This is a genomic window from Sorangium sp. So ce327 (assembly GCF_051530205.1).
GTDB classification, from domain to species: Bacteria; Myxococcota_A; Polyangia; order Polyangiales; family Polyangiaceae; genus Sorangium; species Sorangium cellulosum_B.
This window is the reverse complement of the sequence record NZ_CP150330.1, coordinates 9,837,095-9,850,084: the sequence shown is the minus strand read 5'-3', so window position 1 is coordinate 9,850,084 and position 12,990 is coordinate 9,837,095. Positions and strand designations below refer to the sequence as shown.

Here is a 12,990-nt window from a genome sequence, read left to right as displayed (position 1 = left end):
GCGTGCAGGAGCTGACCTACAATGCGTTCGGCCTGCCCAGCTCGGCGCGGGTCGGTCAGGGAAGCGGCCAGACGCTCGTGGAATTCGACTACGACATCACGGGCGCACGCGTCCGCGAGCTCAGTCCGACGCACATGCGACTCCAGCTCGCGACCCTCTTTCAGCGGGTAACCAGCAACGACGGCGCGACCGAGCACCGGCACCGCATTTGGGGGCCACACCGAGAGGTGGCTGAGGTGGTGGTGCGCGAGGAAGGTGGTGAGGTGTCGCGGAGCACCGTGTACCTGCACGCCAACGCGCTCGGCACGCCCGAAGTGCTGACGGACGAGGGCGGCGAGGTGATCCACCGCCAGGCGACGGACGCCTTCGGAAAAGGTGAGGCGCCGGTGGGGGGCGGCAGCGGCGTTCTCACGAGCTTCACGGGGCATCAACACGACCTCGAGCTCGGCGTCGTCGACATGCGCGGCCGCCTCTACGACGCCAGCGTCGGTCGCTTCTTGACGCCCGACCCAATCATCCAGGCGCCCTTCTACAGCCAGGGCCTGAACGCCTACAGCTACGTATTCAACAGTCCCACGAACTTCATCGACCCGCTGGGCTTGCAGGCGCAGCCTGCGGGCTCTGGAGGTTGCTCGGCGGTGTGGGGCTCCGGCCTCGACGGCAGCGGCCGACCGTATACCGTGACCGCGGAGATCGACGGGTGCTCACCAGCGCCGCAATCTGCACCTGAGAGCGCGCCGACCAAGGCGGCCCCGGCGACCGGTACGGAGGCGGCTATCGCCGGTGCCGCGGGGCTCGGGGTCGGGTTGGGGCTCGGCGTCGGCGCCAGCTACGCGACGGGTGCGTTTGCTTCGCTCGCCTGCGGCCCCGGCGCCCCGCTGTGCGCCGGTGCCGTCACGATCGGTATCACGCTTTCGCTCGCCGGCGCCGCCATCTACAGTCTCTGGAACGGCGGCGCCGAGCAGATCGCGGACTCCGCGAGCCGCCTCGCGAGCGGCGAAGGCACCGTCGACGACTACTTTCTCGGTGGCTCGCTCGTGGGCGGCCTCGCCTCGGGCCCCCTCGCACCCAGATTCAACGCATCCGGCGCGAATCCCGGCCTTCGCCTCCGCCAGCTGTTCACCGGCAGCCCTGCAAGGGAGGGAGGCAAGGCGTTCAGCGGCATAGCCTACGAACTGAAGCACATTCCGAAGCATATCGAGGGGACCCCCGCAGCTGCTCGCCTGGTCGCGAAGGATGGCTCGGCACACGTGTTCCACGATATGAGCACCCTAGCCCGGGTAGAGAACGCGATCTTCTCGGAGGGACAGTTTACGGGCGTCGTTAGGGGCACTGAGCGATTTGGTCTAACATTTGAGAACCCCATTGGGACCAGGATCGGAGCGGACGGAAGTCGAATTCCTCTATTCTATGGAGAAGCGACAGTCCGCCCCGGTGGTCTCTATCACATCATGCCCAGGACGGGACCGGCAGCGCCATGAGCACAAATTGGTACGAAGTATGGGCGAATGAAGGGCTGGATGTTCCCTACGTCCTGATTCTAAGGCCAACGGATCGTGGCTTTGAGATTCTGGATCCAGCGCAAGGGAATCGCAGGGTGTTCTCGACAGAGAAATTTGACGAAGCGCGCTACTGGCTCGGCGAGGACGAGTTCGTCTTCGTGGCACGGAAAGAAATCGATGAACCATGACGACACCGGTGGCACCCCACCAAGGAGTGGGCGACGACTACGTTCTGTGGAACAACGCCCACTCCGCGACGCTCGCTGACTATGGCCTCGTCGTGGTCGTCACTGGGCGCTTCGGTCTGATGTTCGAGACCCCGATCGGACAACGTGTCGCCGCCTATGGGAGCCGCATCCCCCCCTATTACGGCGAGGCGAAAGTCAGTACCGACGGCCTCTATAACGTGATGCCGCGGACAGGACCAGCAAGGACGAGTACGACGCGAATGGCCGGCAGGAGTACCGCGCGGGCCCGGACGTGCTCGGGGGCGTGCAGGATGCCGCCGGCCTCTATCACGTGATGCCGCGGACAGGACCAGCAAGGTGACTATGGAAGCATGGTACGAGGTGTGGGCTGACGAGGGGCATCCTGTTCCCTGTGTGCTTCTTCTTCGACCGACCGAGGGCGGGTACGAGATTCTCGACCCAGGCCAAGGTAATCGTCAGCTCTTCCGAAGCGAGAAATGCGAGGATGCACGGTTCTGGCTGCTAGAGGACGAGTTCGTTCTGGTTGGGCGAAAGGAACTCGATGAGCCATAGCTGTGGCTATCGACAAGTGAGCAGACCACCAGGAACCAGCTCCCCGACCTCGAAGCCCTGGCGTGCCAAGGGCCGTCGACCCGCCCGGTGTTGTTGGTGTCGAGCCTCGCCATCGACCGCTGTCCATGCGAAGCGATCGCGAGCCTGTCGCCAAGGCTGTTTCGACCGATGCAATGCACGCAATGTGCGAGCGCCATGGCCGATGCGCTGAAGGCCAAGGGGATCCCCGGCCAGATCCTCAACATCACCACAAATCGCGGTCCAGCCGGCCAAGTCGCGGACCACATGGTGAGCGACCTGGTCGGCCGCGGTGGGACTGCCCTAACCCAGAACGGCTTTCATCAGGCTGTTCGAGTTGGCGACATGGTTTTTGACAACTTCCTGCGTCAGGGCGTTCCCTGTGCGCAGTACGTCGAAGCCCTTGGCGCTCGCTTCGGAGTCACCATCCAAGCGGTTCCGTTCTGATGGGAGAAACAGAAATGACATCCGCTCTTCTAGCTCGTCGATTGAGTGCCATAGCCAGTCATTCAAAGCGGCTCGAGTGTCCGTCGCCGATTCATCTAGGTGCGTTCTTCTACGGCTACCTGCTCATCGTTCCTGGGCTTGCTTGGCTGAACGATACGCTAGATCGGCTGTTCAATGGCCCTGAACAGGCTCGCGCATGGACGCGTTCCTACCTTGCCTTGGGTGACGAGCTCGGAATGGCACGCATTCTCGAAGCCGCTATTGGTTTGCTCAACGATCCGAGCGGTCCTCTCGTCACCGTTGCTCATGGTAAGCCGGATTGGTTCGTGGATGTGGTTCTCGAAGCGCTAGATGCGAGGCGTCCAGCCACTGTCCTCGGAGAGTGCACAATCGAGTGGATGTACAACTTCGGACTCGGTGCGCAGGATGCGACCGAGGATCACTTCCCGGAGGTTGCGCGAGAAAGAGCGGAGCAGCTTGCTCGCTTCGAGACGTGGTTACAGGACTACTACGATTCTCCCGGAGTTCCGTGGCAACGCATTCTTCGTGGCTTCGAGGGTCCGGCCGAAGCTGCGATCTACCGCTTTGGTGAGCTCTGGAATGAGCACCTCAGCGGGTAGAGGCCGCAAAAGTAGAGCTTCCGTCGCGCTCGACGCGAACACCGTGGTCGCGGCCGTTGGGCCGCGCGCTCATTGACCGCGAGCTCGGCGTCGTCGATTGGGCTTCGAGCATCTCGGAGAACGCGTCGATCCGGCTCGCGCGCTGCACGTGCTGCAGGCCCTGGATGACCTCGAAGACCGTCACGGCCGTCAACGTGTAGCGCCCGTGCTGCGAGAGGTAGGCGCCCGCCCTGGCGAGGACCGTCGCGTTTTTCCCCTTGAAGATCTCGGACCAGATGTCGGTGTCAACGAGGGTTCTCATCGTCGAGCCCCCTCGCCCGACCCCGAGCGCGTGCATCCGCCGTGAGCTTCTCCAGCTGGTCGGCGAGCTCGGGATCGTCGGCGAGCCAGCCGAGAGGCGAGACCTTCGGGCGGGGCAGCGACGCCTCCCGCGGGTCCGCCGACGCGTTCGCGATCTCATGGACGATCCGCTCCACGAGCCGCAGGCGCTCCGCTACAGGGAAGCTCCGGACTTCTTCGACGAGCTCGTCCACCGTTCGCATGAGAGACCTCCAGGCGTCGGAGGGCAGTGTACCCGGTCGAGGTGAGCCGGGCAGCGAAACTCCGCAGCGGCTCACGCCCCCCCGCGCTTCCCGTCCAGCCGCGCCAGCACCGCCCGCGGCGACATCGTCGCCCGGTAGACATAGATCTCCCCGGCCTCGTCGTCGCCCAGCACCTCCTCGCTCACGCGGAGCTGCTTGCCGACCGCGAGCAGGATCCTCGCCGGAAACCCCTTCCGGATCAGCTCGACGCGCCGCCACACCGCGTCCCGGCTCCAGAACCCGAACGCCTCGAGGTACACCTCCTCCCCGGTCTCCGCGTTCAGGAACACCAGATCAGGGACGCACACCACCTCTCCGGGCAGCGCGAACAGCCGCTCGTTCGGCGACACGGTCCAGGGCGACCCGAGCTTCCTGAACCCCTCGCAGAACGCGTCCAGCTCGGGCGTCGTCTCCGCGAGCTCGCGCCCGTGGTACAGGAGGCCGTCTGCCGGGCCGATCTCGACGGCGAGCGGCTCCTTGTCGCGCCCCCAGCGCAGGTCGGCGCGCAGCCGGAACGAGGCGCACGCGAGCACCGACGGCAGGAACATCGCGAGCCGCAGGCCATACCGCTGTACCGCGTCGAACAGGCTGAACGGGCCGTCGAGCGCGATCGTGTAGCCGGAGACCGGATCGCCCTGGACCACGTGGATGAGCCCGTGAAAGCGCGCCGCCCGGAAGATCCGACGGTAGCGCTGGGCGCTCTCCCCCTCGATGCGGATCGTCACCTGCGTCGCCCGGAGGAGGATCGACTGCGCCAGCGCCAGGTTGTACCGATCCAGCAGGATCTCGGGCGCGTCCGCGGCCGCGCGCCGGAGGATCTCGGCGCCGCGCAGGTCGGCGTAGAGGCCCGCCTCGATCGCGGCGGGCGTCGTGCCGAGCCGTGCGGCCACCTCGTCGAGCACGGCGGCCCGGTCGAAGCGGGCGCGGACGTCGAGGGCGCGGTGCGCCGCCGCCGCCGCGTGGAACAGCTCGCGCCGGAGCGCCTCGGGATCGACGCCCTCCTGCACCTCGTACTCGCAGCCGTCCTCGAGCACCTTCCTCAGGCCGAGCGAGGCCACGCGATCCCGCGCGGGCACCTCGATGGCGTCGAGCGCGGCCTCGACGTCGTCGCGGCGCTCGCCGACGCGCTGCGAGAGGATGTCGAGGTATGCCCGCGCGACCGGCAGCAGGCGCTCGGCGGCCGCCCCGCGGAGGTACTGCGGCACGACCAGCCCGCCCCGGCGGCGGACGCGGACGAGGTCACTGGTAAGCAATGTGCTCCCGGCGCTTGTCGCTCACCCGCTGCTCGCTCGTGCCGAGGGCCACGAGCTCGTAGAGGATCGCCGTCTTGTTCTCGCTCCGGCGCAGGATGCGGCCGAGCCGCTGGACGTGCTCCCGCACCGAGCCGCTGCCCGACAGGACGATCGCCACGTTGGCCTCGGGCACGTTGACCCCCTCGTTCAGCACCTTCGAGGTGACCACCGCGGACAGCGCGCCGCGGTTGAAGGCGTCGAGGATGGCGCTGCGCTCCTTCACCTTGGTCTGGTGGGTGATGGCCGGCAGCAGGAACTGCCGCGAGATCTGGTAGACCGTGGCGTTGTCCTCGGTGAAGACCAGGGTCCGGTCGGCGCGGTGGGCGTGGAGCAGCCGGGCGAGGACGTCGATCTTGCCGGGCGCGCACAGCGCGAGGCTGCGCTGGCGGCGGTACGCCTCGAAGGCGCGGCGGCCCGCGTCCGACTGCGAGCTCAGCAGGATGAACTGGCCCCACCCCTCGGGCATGCGGATGCCGTTGGCGCGCAGAAAGCCGATGTACACGGCGCGCGCCGCCTCGTACGCGGCGCGCTCGTCGTCCGAGAGCGGCACCTCGAGCCGGACGACGTCGTAGGCCGCGAGGTACTGCCCGGAGAGCTCGGTGATCTCCCGGCGGAAGACGATCGGGCCGATGAGGTCGTCGTAGCCCCGGCCGTCGGCGCGCTCGGGCGTGGCGGTGAGGCCGAGGCGGAAGGGCGCGAGGCACATCTTCGCGGCGAGCGCGTACGACGGGCTCGGCAGGTGGTGGCACTCGTCGAAGATCACGAGGCCGAAGCGGGCGCCGAGCCGGTCCATGTGGGCGTGCGCGGAGTCGTACGTGGTCACCGTCAGGTCGAGGACGTCGTGGTAACCGCCGCCGAGCAGGCCGATCGGGACGCCGAACGCGGCGGAGAGCCCGTCGTACCACTGGTTCAGGAGATCCAGGGTGGGGACGACCACGAGCGCGCTGCGCTGCCGCGCGGCGATCGCGAGCGTCGCGACGAACGTCTTGCCCGCGCCCGTCGGGAGCACGACGACGCCCCGGCTGCGCCGCCCGGCCCAGGCGTCGAGCGCCTCTCGCTGGTAGGGGAACGGGTCGTGCTTGGCGAGCGGCGCGAGCGGGAGCGCCTCGTACTTGCGGGCGGCGTCGGTGAACGGCACGCCGCGGGCGCGGAGCCTCAGGACGAGCTCGGCATAGTCGATCGCCGGCACGCGGTAGACGCGCTCCCGCGCGTCCCAGCGGCAGGACGCGGGCAGGCACGCGGGGTCGAGCGGCGCGCCGCCATCGAGCGCGGGATCGCCGGCGTTGCCGCCGTCGGGCTCGCCCGCGCGCTCGTCTGCGTTCGATGGCAGCGCGCTGCTGTCGAGCGCGGGCGAAGGCGCGAGCGCCGGGCGCGGGGCGAGGCCTTCGATGCGGAGGGTGCCGCCCTGGAAGCTCAGGACGATCGGCGCTGTGCGGACCGGCTCGGTCATCGGCGCGCTCTTTTGCCGCGGTCAGGGCCGCGTGCCAAGCGGAGACGCCCGGCGCTCAGGCCAGCTCGGTCGGCATGACCGAGGCGCCCCGGAGCGGCGCGCGGTAGCGCACCCAGACGAGGGGGGACTCGTTCAGCGTGATCGTGAGGGCGCTGCCGGCGCTCACCGGGAGCTTGCGGCCGAGCTCGCGGTGGATGTAGCGCGCGATGAGCTCGGGCGTCGAGCGCTTGCCCTCGAACGCGGGGTGCTCGTCGAGGTTCCGGTAGTCGATCTCGGCGAGCACGGCGCGCAGGCTATCCCGCAGCGCGCTCGTCTCGACCACCTGGCCGAGGGGCGAGAGCTCCTCGCGCTCCACCTCCACGCTGACCGTGTACGTCGCGCCGTGCAGGCGCTGCGCAGGGCCGAACTGCACGCCCTTGAGGCTGTGGGCCACCATGATGTGATCGCGGACGCCGACGGTGTACATGGCTCCACTATACCCGCCGCGCCGGCGCTGGAGGGAGATCCCAATCGCCTGTCACGGCACGCCGGAGTAAGGTGGGGGCGACCCCCCGTCCGGCCCCCGCCGCGGCGGACGGGTTCGTGCGGGACGCAGTGACCGGTTGACCGTTGCGAGGGAGGATCGCCGATGAACAGCGAAGCGAGCGTGCTGGCCCCAGGGTTCCTCATCGCGTCGCCGCCGCTCGGCGATCCCAACTTCGACCGGACGGTCGTGCTCCTCGCTGTGCACAGCGAGGGCGGGGCGCTGGGGTTCGTGGTGAACAGGCCGGCGCCGATGACGCTGGGGGAGCTCCTGTCGTTCGCGGGTTATGGCAACGACCTGAAGGACCCGGCGCCGGTTTACCTCGGCGGCCCGGTCCAGCCGAGCTCGGGGTGGATCCTGTGCCTCGATCCGGCGCTCGGGGCCGAGGAGACGGGCGTGATCCCGGTGGGCTCCCGGGTGCGGGTCACGTCGTCCCGGAGCGCGTTCGACACCCTCGCGGCCGACGCCGTGCGCGGCACGGCCGCCGCCGACCCGCGGCGCAGGACGGTGCTCCTCGGCTACAGCGGCTGGGGGCCCGGCCAGCTCGAGCGGGAGATCGCCGCGGGCGCGTGGCTGCCCGTGGCCCTCGACGAGGGGATCCTGTTCGACGTGGCGGCGGACCAGCGCTGGGAGCAGGCATATGCGCTGCTCGGCCTGCGCCCGATCGAAGTGATGTCGATGCGAAGCATCGGAGAAGCCTGAGAGCACACGACACGAGAGGAGTCCTATGGAGATCAATATCGGAATCGATGCCAAGAACCGCGAGCTGATCGGCGCCGGACTGGGACGCGTCCTCGCTGACACGTACACGCTCTATCTGAAGACCCACAACTTCCACTGGAACGTCACGGGGCCCATGTTCCAGACGCTCCACCTCATGTTCGAGCAGCAGTACAACGAGCTGGCGCTCGCCGTGGACCTCGTCGCCGAGCGCATCCGGGCCCTCGGCCTGCCCGCACCGGGGACCTACAAGCAGTTCGTCGCGCTCTCGACCATCAAGGAGGATGACGGCATTCCGAAGGCCACGGACATGATCAAGCGCCTCGTCGAGGGCCACGAGACGGTCGCGCGCACGGCGCGTGAGCTCTTCCCCGTGGCCGAGAACGCCAACGATCAGCCCACCTGCGATCTGATCACCCAGCGCCTTCAGGTCCACGAGAAGACCGCCTGGATGCTGCGCAGCCTGCTCGAGTAGCGCCCGCGTCGCGACCGCCGGCCGAGCTGCGGTGAGGGGATCCCTCGACGCAGGCGGCCGGCCGGGAGCGGCTTGACAGCGGTGAACGAAGGGGGTGACGCTGTCGGGTCATGGGTGGAACCTGGGCGAAAGCTGGTTGGATCGGCGGGGTGGGAGCGCTCGTCGTCGCCGGATGCTCGGACCTCATCGGCGCGGACTGGGAGCGGTACAAGCCCGGCGGTGGTGAGGGCGCGGCGTCCGGGAGCGGCGGTGAGGGCGCGACGTCCGGGAGCAGCGGTGGGGGCGCGACGTCCGGGAGCAGCGGTGGGGGCGCGACGTCCGGGAGCAGCGGAGAGGGCGCGGCGTCCGGGAGCGGCGGCGAAGCGGGGGGATGCGGGCTGAACGGCGACGGCGGCAGCGGCGTGGGCGCAGGGGGCGGCCCGATCGCGTCGATGGCCCCGAGCTGCCTGACCCTGGCGACGCGGTGCGGACCGGACGGGATCAGCTGCTGCGACAGCAGGCCGGTGGACGGCGGCGCGTACACGAGGAGCTATGAAGACGCGACGGGCTCCGCCGAGCAGAGGCGGGCGATCGTGAACGACTTCTGGCTGGATACCTACGAGATCACGGTCGGCCGGTTCCGCGAGTTCGTCGAGGCGGGGCAAGGAACGCGGGAGAGCCCTCCCGAGGCCGGCGCCGGGGAGCACCCGGCGCTTCCTGGCAGCGGGTGGAAGGACAGCTTCGTGCAGTTCCTCCAGCCGGACACGGCGACGCTGATGGCGGAGCTGAGGAAGTGCACCCCTCCCGATCGCGACACGTGCAGCGCTATCGGGGCGCGCTGCTCGACGTGGAGCGACACGGTTGAATCGGACGAGGACGAGCGCCGCCCCATGAACTGCATCACCTGGCACGAGGCGATGGCCTTCTGTGCGTGGGACGGCGGGCGATTGCCGACAGAGGTCGAGTGGAGCTACGCGGCGGCGGGCGGCGATGAGGAGCGAAGCTATCCGTGGGGCGATACGGCCGACGAGGACCGCGCGGTCTTCGGCTGCTACGGGTACACGGAAGAGTCGGGCCGCCCTCCCTGCACGCTCGCCGACCTCCTGCAGGTCGGGTCCAGATCGAGCGGTGACGAGGCGACCTCCGGGGATGGAAAGTGGGGGCAGGCGGACCTGGCAGGGAGCCTGTGGGAGTGGACGCTGGACGGGTACAGCGACGAGTACCCGATCTCATCGCAGCGCTGCGAACTCTGCGACAACTGCGCGAACCTGACAGCCGGCTCCGAGCGCGTCATGCGCGGCGGGTGCTTCGACGACGATATCGAGAACCTCACGACATCCCGTCGCCTCCCTGGCAAACCCGCCGAGCGCTACTACGGCCTTGGCGCCAGGTGCGCGAGGGATCGGTAGTCGCCCGCGCGACGCTCCGGACGCGGCGTCCGCCGCGGGGCGCCGCGTATCGTTCCGCCCGTTCCGCCTCGTTCCGCCCCGTTCCGCCCGGCTCAGCGCGCGTTCTTGACGAGGAACCCCTCGCGGTCGATCGCCACGGCGCGCTCCTTCAGCAGGCGGCCGACGGCCCGCTTGAACGCCTTCTTGCTCAGGCCGAAGAGCGCCCGGATCTCCTCCGGGCTCGATCGATCGCCGATCCTCGGCGCGCCCGGGCGCGAGAGCCGCGCGAGGATCTCCTGCGCGTCGCTCTCGACCTCCTCGTGCGCGTGACCGCGGAGCGAGAGATCGATCCTCCCGTCGGGCAGCACGCTCGCCACGCGGAACCGCGCCGCCTGGCCGCGGGAGAGCGCGTGCGGCTCGTCGGCGGGGAGCAGGCCGACGAACCTGCGCTCGACGATGACGAAGAGGCCGATCCCCGGCTCGTTGCGCCACGCCTCACCCTCGACCCACTCGTCGAGATCGAACTCGCCCTGATCCCGCAGCATCTCGCTCACGCGCATCGTCCCCGCGAGGCGCCCGGTCCTGTCCACGAGCAGCCCCACCGGGTGCCGCTCGCCGACCCGCGGGTCGCGGGTCTGCTCCGCGCGGGGGACGAGCAGCTCCTTGGGCAGGCCCCAGTCGACGAAGGCGCCGAAGGGCGCGACGTCGGTGACCGCCAGAAAGGCGACCTCGCCGAGCGTGACCTTCGGCCGGCGCGTGGTGGCGATGGGGCGATCCTCCGAGTCGAGGTACACGAAGACCTCGAGCTCGTCCCCCTCCCTGGCGCCCTCGGGCACCTCGCTGCGCGGCAAGAGGAGCACCGGCGCGTCCGGGCGAAGGTCGTCTGGATCGGCCGAGAGGAAGGCGCCCGGCGGGCCGAACCGCCGCACCGGCAGGGTCACCACGCGCCCGAGGAGATGGTCGTACGGCATCGGCGCGCAGTCTTGCACAGGGCGGGGGCGCGCGGTCGGCCGGTCGCGTCTCTTTTGGCGCGATGACCTCCGATCCCACAAATCAGTTGAAGCTGCCTGAAAGACGACGAATGGTGAGCTGTCGAGGCGCCAGAACGCCAGGAGTTGGAACTCGATTTTGCGTTCGCGGCCGGCGGCCCGCGCTGAGCGAAGTCATCGACGGGTGATGGCGCCGCAGCCGCTCGCGCTGCTCTTTCTGCCCGCCCCCGGCCACGGCCGAGTCAGGCCGTTCGCTCCCCTCCACGCACGAGGCCGATGGCTTGACGAGCCGGTTCCATGACGTTACCGCGTTCCATGACGTTGCCGCTGGGAAGGCCCGCGAGCGGCGCGGGTCGCGCGTCGCGCAGCGGTGAGGCGCGGAGCCCGCCATGGACGACAGCTCCGGATACCGCATGTACGTGTTCCGCGGCGGCCGCCGCGACGTCCCGGGGCGGCGGCTCGTCGACGAGCTCGCGGGCGACCTCCGGGCGATCGCCGGCCCCGGAGGCGCGGAGCGCCCTCGCGACGTCGTGCTCAGCGCCTTGATCCGCGCTGGCGAGCTCGAGTCCCTCCTCGCCGACGCCGGCGCGGAGAGCGCCTCGGCGCTGGCGCAGCTCACCGACGATCTCGCCGCCGCGCTGATCCGCGGTGAGGGCGCGTGCGCGCTCGCGATCGAGGACGGCCAGACATCTGGCCATGGACAGCCAGACGTCTGGCGACGGACAGCCGGCCGTCTGGCCGCGCCCGAGGCCCTCACGGCCGTCGGGGTCCCGGCGATCGTCTCGACGTCGCCGCCCGAGGGGTTCTCGTTCTACGCGCTCCACCCGCTCGATTTCGCCCGGCTGGCCGAGCGGCTCGCGTCCCCGCCGGCGCCGGTCCGGGTCGTCGGTATCCGCAGCATCGGCACGACGCTGAGCGCGGTGACGGCCGCGGCGCTCCGCGGGCAGGGGATCCGGGCCGGCCGCACGACCGTGCGCCCCTCAGGTCACCCCTACGACCGCCGCGTCGAGCTCGACGCCGGGCAGATCCGCTGGGTCGAGGACGGCATCGCCGAGGGAGCGCGGTTCTGGGTCGTCGACGAGGGGCCGGGCCTCAGCGGCTCCTCGTTCCTCGCCGCCGGAGACGCCCTGGTCCGCGCGGGCGTCCCGCGCGCCAGCGTAGTTTTCCTCGGCTCCCGCGCGCCCGATCCCGACGCACTCGTCGCGCCGGACGGCGCCAGCCGCTGGCGGTCCTTCCGCTCGGAGCGCGCCGAGGGCGGGGCGCAGCTCCCCGGCGACGCGGGCGAGCCCATCGGCGCCGGAGCGTGGCGCCGCCGCTGCTACGAGGACGAATCGCGCTGGCCGCCCTCCTGGACGTCCATGGAGCGCCTCAAATACCTTTCCCGGGACGAACGCCGGATCCTCAAGTTCGAGGGGATGGGCCGCTACGGGGCGGAGTGTCTGGAGCGGGCACACGGCGTCTTCCGGGCCGGCTTCGGGCCGGAGCCGCGCGACGAGGGCCAGGGATTCTGCTCGTATCCATGGCTCCCTGGCCGCCCGCTCCAGGCAGATGACCTGTTCGCCGCGGAGCTCGAGCGCCTCGCCGACTACTGCGCCTTTCGCGCCTCGGCCTTCCCTGCGCCGGGCCCTGCGGCCGACGAGCTCATTGCGATGGCACGCACCAATTTCTCGCTGGAGATGCGGAGGGAGCTCCCGGGTGAGCTCCACCTGGAGCTCGCGCGTCCGGTGATCGTCGATGGCAGGATGGATCCCCACGAGTGGCGCAGGTCCTCCTCGGGCGAGCTGGTCAAGGTGGACGCCTGCGGGCACGGCGACGATCACTTCCTCCCTGGCCCCACGGACATCGCCTGGGATCTCGCCGGCGCCATCGTCGAGTGGCGGATGCCGCGAGGCGCCCGGCGCGCCTTCCTGGAGCGGTACCGGCGCCGCTCCGGCGATGATCCCGAGCGGCGCCTGCCGGCGTATCTCCTCGCCTACACGCTCCTGCGCCTGGGTCACGCCGCGATGGCCGCGGCCTCGCTCGTGGACGAGGGCGAGGCGCTGCGCCTCTCCGCTGCGCGACACCGCTATCGCGCGGCCCTGATCGAGGACCTCCGCATCACCTCGTGTGGCCGCGGCTCGAGCCGGTGAGCCTCGCGGGGCAGCGGTCGAGGTCGCCACGCGCCGAGGCGGGAGCCAGGAACGCGGCGGGCAGAGGAATTCAAGCCTGCCGCACCTGGCGCCGCGCCCAACGGGGCCGGCCTCTG

14 protein-coding genes and 1 pseudogene are annotated in these 12,990 nt (G+C 70.0%); 9 read left to right on the top strand and 6 right to left on the bottom strand.

Going from position 1 to position 12,990, the window contains the following annotated elements; translation table 11 throughout:
• Positions 1 to 2 precede the first annotated feature (2 nt).
• The 5 genes and pseudogenes from WME95_RS36940 to WME95_RS36920 all read left to right on the top strand — a co-directional run bounded on the left by WME95_RS36940 (position 3) and on the right by WME95_RS36920 (position 3,348).
• Positions 3 to 1,481, top strand: coding sequence for an RHS repeat domain-containing protein (locus tag WME95_RS36940; RefSeq protein ID WP_437904014.1), 1,479 nt, complete (start codon positions 3 to 5; stop codon positions 1,479 to 1,481).
• Entirely contained in the window at positions 1,478 to 1,690 is a 213-nt protein-coding gene (locus tag WME95_RS36935; RefSeq protein WP_437904013.1) for a hypothetical protein, read from the top strand. The genes WME95_RS36940 and WME95_RS36935 overlap by 4 nt, the downstream gene beginning before the upstream one ends.
• Positions 1,687 to 2,025, top strand: coding sequence for a DUF6972 family protein (locus WME95_RS36930; protein ID WP_437904012.1), 339 nt, complete (start codon positions 1,687 to 1,689; stop codon positions 2,023 to 2,025). Before WME95_RS36935 ends, WME95_RS36930 begins: the two co-directional genes overlap by 4 nt.
• A 406-nt stretch (positions 2,026 to 2,431) precedes the next feature.
• A pseudogene (locus WME95_RS36925) lies at positions 2,432 to 2,626 on the top strand (papain fold toxin domain-containing protein); the annotation flags it as partial.
• A 101-nt stretch (positions 2,627 to 2,727) separates the two neighbouring features.
• Positions 2,728 to 3,348 carry a hypothetical protein gene (locus WME95_RS36920; RefSeq protein ID WP_437911132.1) on the top strand — a complete coding sequence of 207 codons (621 nt, stop codon included), beginning with the start codon at positions 2,728 to 2,730 and terminating at the stop codon, positions 3,346 to 3,348.
• Here the strand turns inward: WME95_RS36920 and WME95_RS36915 are convergent.
• The 5 genes from WME95_RS36915 to WME95_RS36895 all read right to left on the bottom strand — a co-directional run bounded on the left by WME95_RS36915 (position 3,338) and on the right by WME95_RS36895 (position 7,137).
• Positions 3,338 to 3,649 carry a hypothetical protein gene (locus WME95_RS36915; protein WP_437904011.1) on the bottom strand — a complete coding sequence of 104 codons (312 nt, stop codon included), beginning with the start codon at positions 3,647 to 3,649 and terminating at the stop codon, positions 3,338 to 3,340. The genes WME95_RS36920 and WME95_RS36915 overlap by 11 nt on opposite strands.
• A complete protein-coding gene (locus tag WME95_RS36910; protein ID WP_437904010.1) occupies positions 3,633 to 3,890 on the bottom strand; it encodes a hypothetical protein in 258 nt (85 codons plus the stop codon). Before WME95_RS36910 ends, WME95_RS36915 begins: the two co-directional genes overlap by 17 nt.
• Before the next feature lie 71 nt (positions 3,891 to 3,961).
• Entirely contained in the window at positions 3,962 to 5,182 is a 1,221-nt protein-coding gene (locus tag WME95_RS36905; RefSeq protein WP_437544505.1) for a DUF790 family protein, read from the bottom strand.
• On the bottom strand, positions 5,169 to 6,671 hold the full coding sequence (locus tag WME95_RS36900; RefSeq protein WP_437904009.1) for a DEAD/DEAH box helicase: 1,503 nt from the start codon (positions 6,669 to 6,671) through the stop codon (positions 5,169 to 5,171). The genes WME95_RS36905 and WME95_RS36900 overlap by 14 nt, the downstream gene beginning before the upstream one ends.
• A gap of 55 nt (positions 6,672 to 6,726) precedes the next feature.
• Positions 6,727 to 7,137 (bottom strand): 6-pyruvoyl trahydropterin synthase family protein, encoded by a 411-nt coding sequence (locus WME95_RS36895; protein ID WP_012239418.1) that lies wholly within the window; start codon positions 7,135 to 7,137, stop codon positions 6,727 to 6,729.
• 162 nt (positions 7,138 to 7,299) lie between these two features.
• Here WME95_RS36895 and WME95_RS36890 point away from each other — a divergent pair, with 162 nt between their 5' ends.
• From WME95_RS36890 to WME95_RS36880, 3 genes are all read left to right on the top strand, one after another.
• A complete protein-coding gene (locus WME95_RS36890; protein ID WP_437294584.1) occupies positions 7,300 to 7,896 on the top strand; it encodes a YqgE/AlgH family protein in 597 nt (198 codons plus the stop codon).
• A gap of 25 nt (positions 7,897 to 7,921) precedes the next feature.
• Complete coding sequence (locus tag WME95_RS36885; protein WP_437544496.1) at positions 7,922 to 8,389, top strand: Dps family protein; 468 nt, start codon at positions 7,922 to 7,924, stop codon at positions 8,387 to 8,389.
• A gap of 149 nt (positions 8,390 to 8,538) precedes the next feature.
• Complete coding sequence (locus tag WME95_RS36880) at positions 8,539 to 9,777, top strand: formylglycine-generating enzyme family protein (RefSeq protein ID WP_437904008.1); 1,239 nt, start codon at positions 8,539 to 8,541, stop codon at positions 9,775 to 9,777.
• Positions 9,778 to 9,869: 92 nt separating this feature from the next.
• Here WME95_RS36880 and WME95_RS36875 read toward each other — a convergent pair whose 3' ends face one another.
• On the bottom strand, positions 9,870 to 10,727 hold the full coding sequence (locus WME95_RS36875; RefSeq protein ID WP_437904007.1) for a CvfB family protein: 858 nt from the start codon (positions 10,725 to 10,727) through the stop codon (positions 9,870 to 9,872).
• A 407-nt stretch (positions 10,728 to 11,134) separates the two neighbouring features.
• Here WME95_RS36875 and WME95_RS36870 point away from each other — a divergent pair, with 407 nt between their 5' ends.
• The gene (locus WME95_RS36870) at positions 11,135 to 12,874 is read left to right on the top strand and encodes a hypothetical protein (protein ID WP_437904006.1); all 1,740 of its coding nucleotides are present in this window, start codon (positions 11,135 to 11,137) and stop codon (positions 12,872 to 12,874) included.
• Positions 12,875 to 12,990 lie beyond the last annotated feature (116 nt).

Bases quoted from the DNA above. Each gene is read 5' to 3' on its own strand.
- WME95_RS36935 (WP_437904013.1), top strand. From the start codon at position 1,478: ATGAGCACAAATTGGTACGAAGTATGGGCGAATGAAGGGCTGGATGTT.
- WME95_RS36930 (WP_437904012.1), top strand. From the start codon at position 1,687: ATGACGACACCGGTGGCACCCCACCAAGGAGTGGGCGACGACTACGTT.
- WME95_RS36920 (WP_437911132.1), top strand. From the start codon at position 2,728: ATGGGAGAAACAGAAATGACATCCGCTCTTCTAGCTCGTCGATTGAGT.
- WME95_RS36915 (WP_437904011.1), bottom strand. From the start codon at position 3,649: ATGAGAACCCTCGTTGACACCGACATCTGGTCCGAGATCTTCAAGGGG.
- WME95_RS36910 (WP_437904010.1), bottom strand. From the start codon at position 3,890: ATGCGAACGGTGGACGAGCTCGTCGAAGAAGTCCGGAGCTTCCCTGTA.
- WME95_RS36900 (WP_437904009.1), bottom strand. From the start codon at position 6,671: ATGACCGAGCCGGTCCGCACAGCGCCGATCGTCCTGAGCTTCCAGGGC.
- WME95_RS36895 (WP_012239418.1), bottom strand. From the start codon at position 7,137: ATGTACACCGTCGGCGTCCGCGATCACATCATGGTGGCCCACAGCCTC.
- WME95_RS36890 (WP_437294584.1), top strand. From the start codon at position 7,300: ATGAACAGCGAAGCGAGCGTGCTGGCCCCAGGGTTCCTCATCGCGTCG.
- WME95_RS36885 (WP_437544496.1), top strand. From the start codon at position 7,922: ATGGAGATCAATATCGGAATCGATGCCAAGAACCGCGAGCTGATCGGC.
- WME95_RS36875 (WP_437904007.1), bottom strand. From the start codon at position 10,727: ATGCCGTACGACCATCTCCTCGGGCGCGTGGTGACCCTGCCGGTGCGG.
- WME95_RS36870 (WP_437904006.1), top strand. From the start codon at position 11,135: ATGGACGACAGCTCCGGATACCGCATGTACGTGTTCCGCGGCGGCCGC.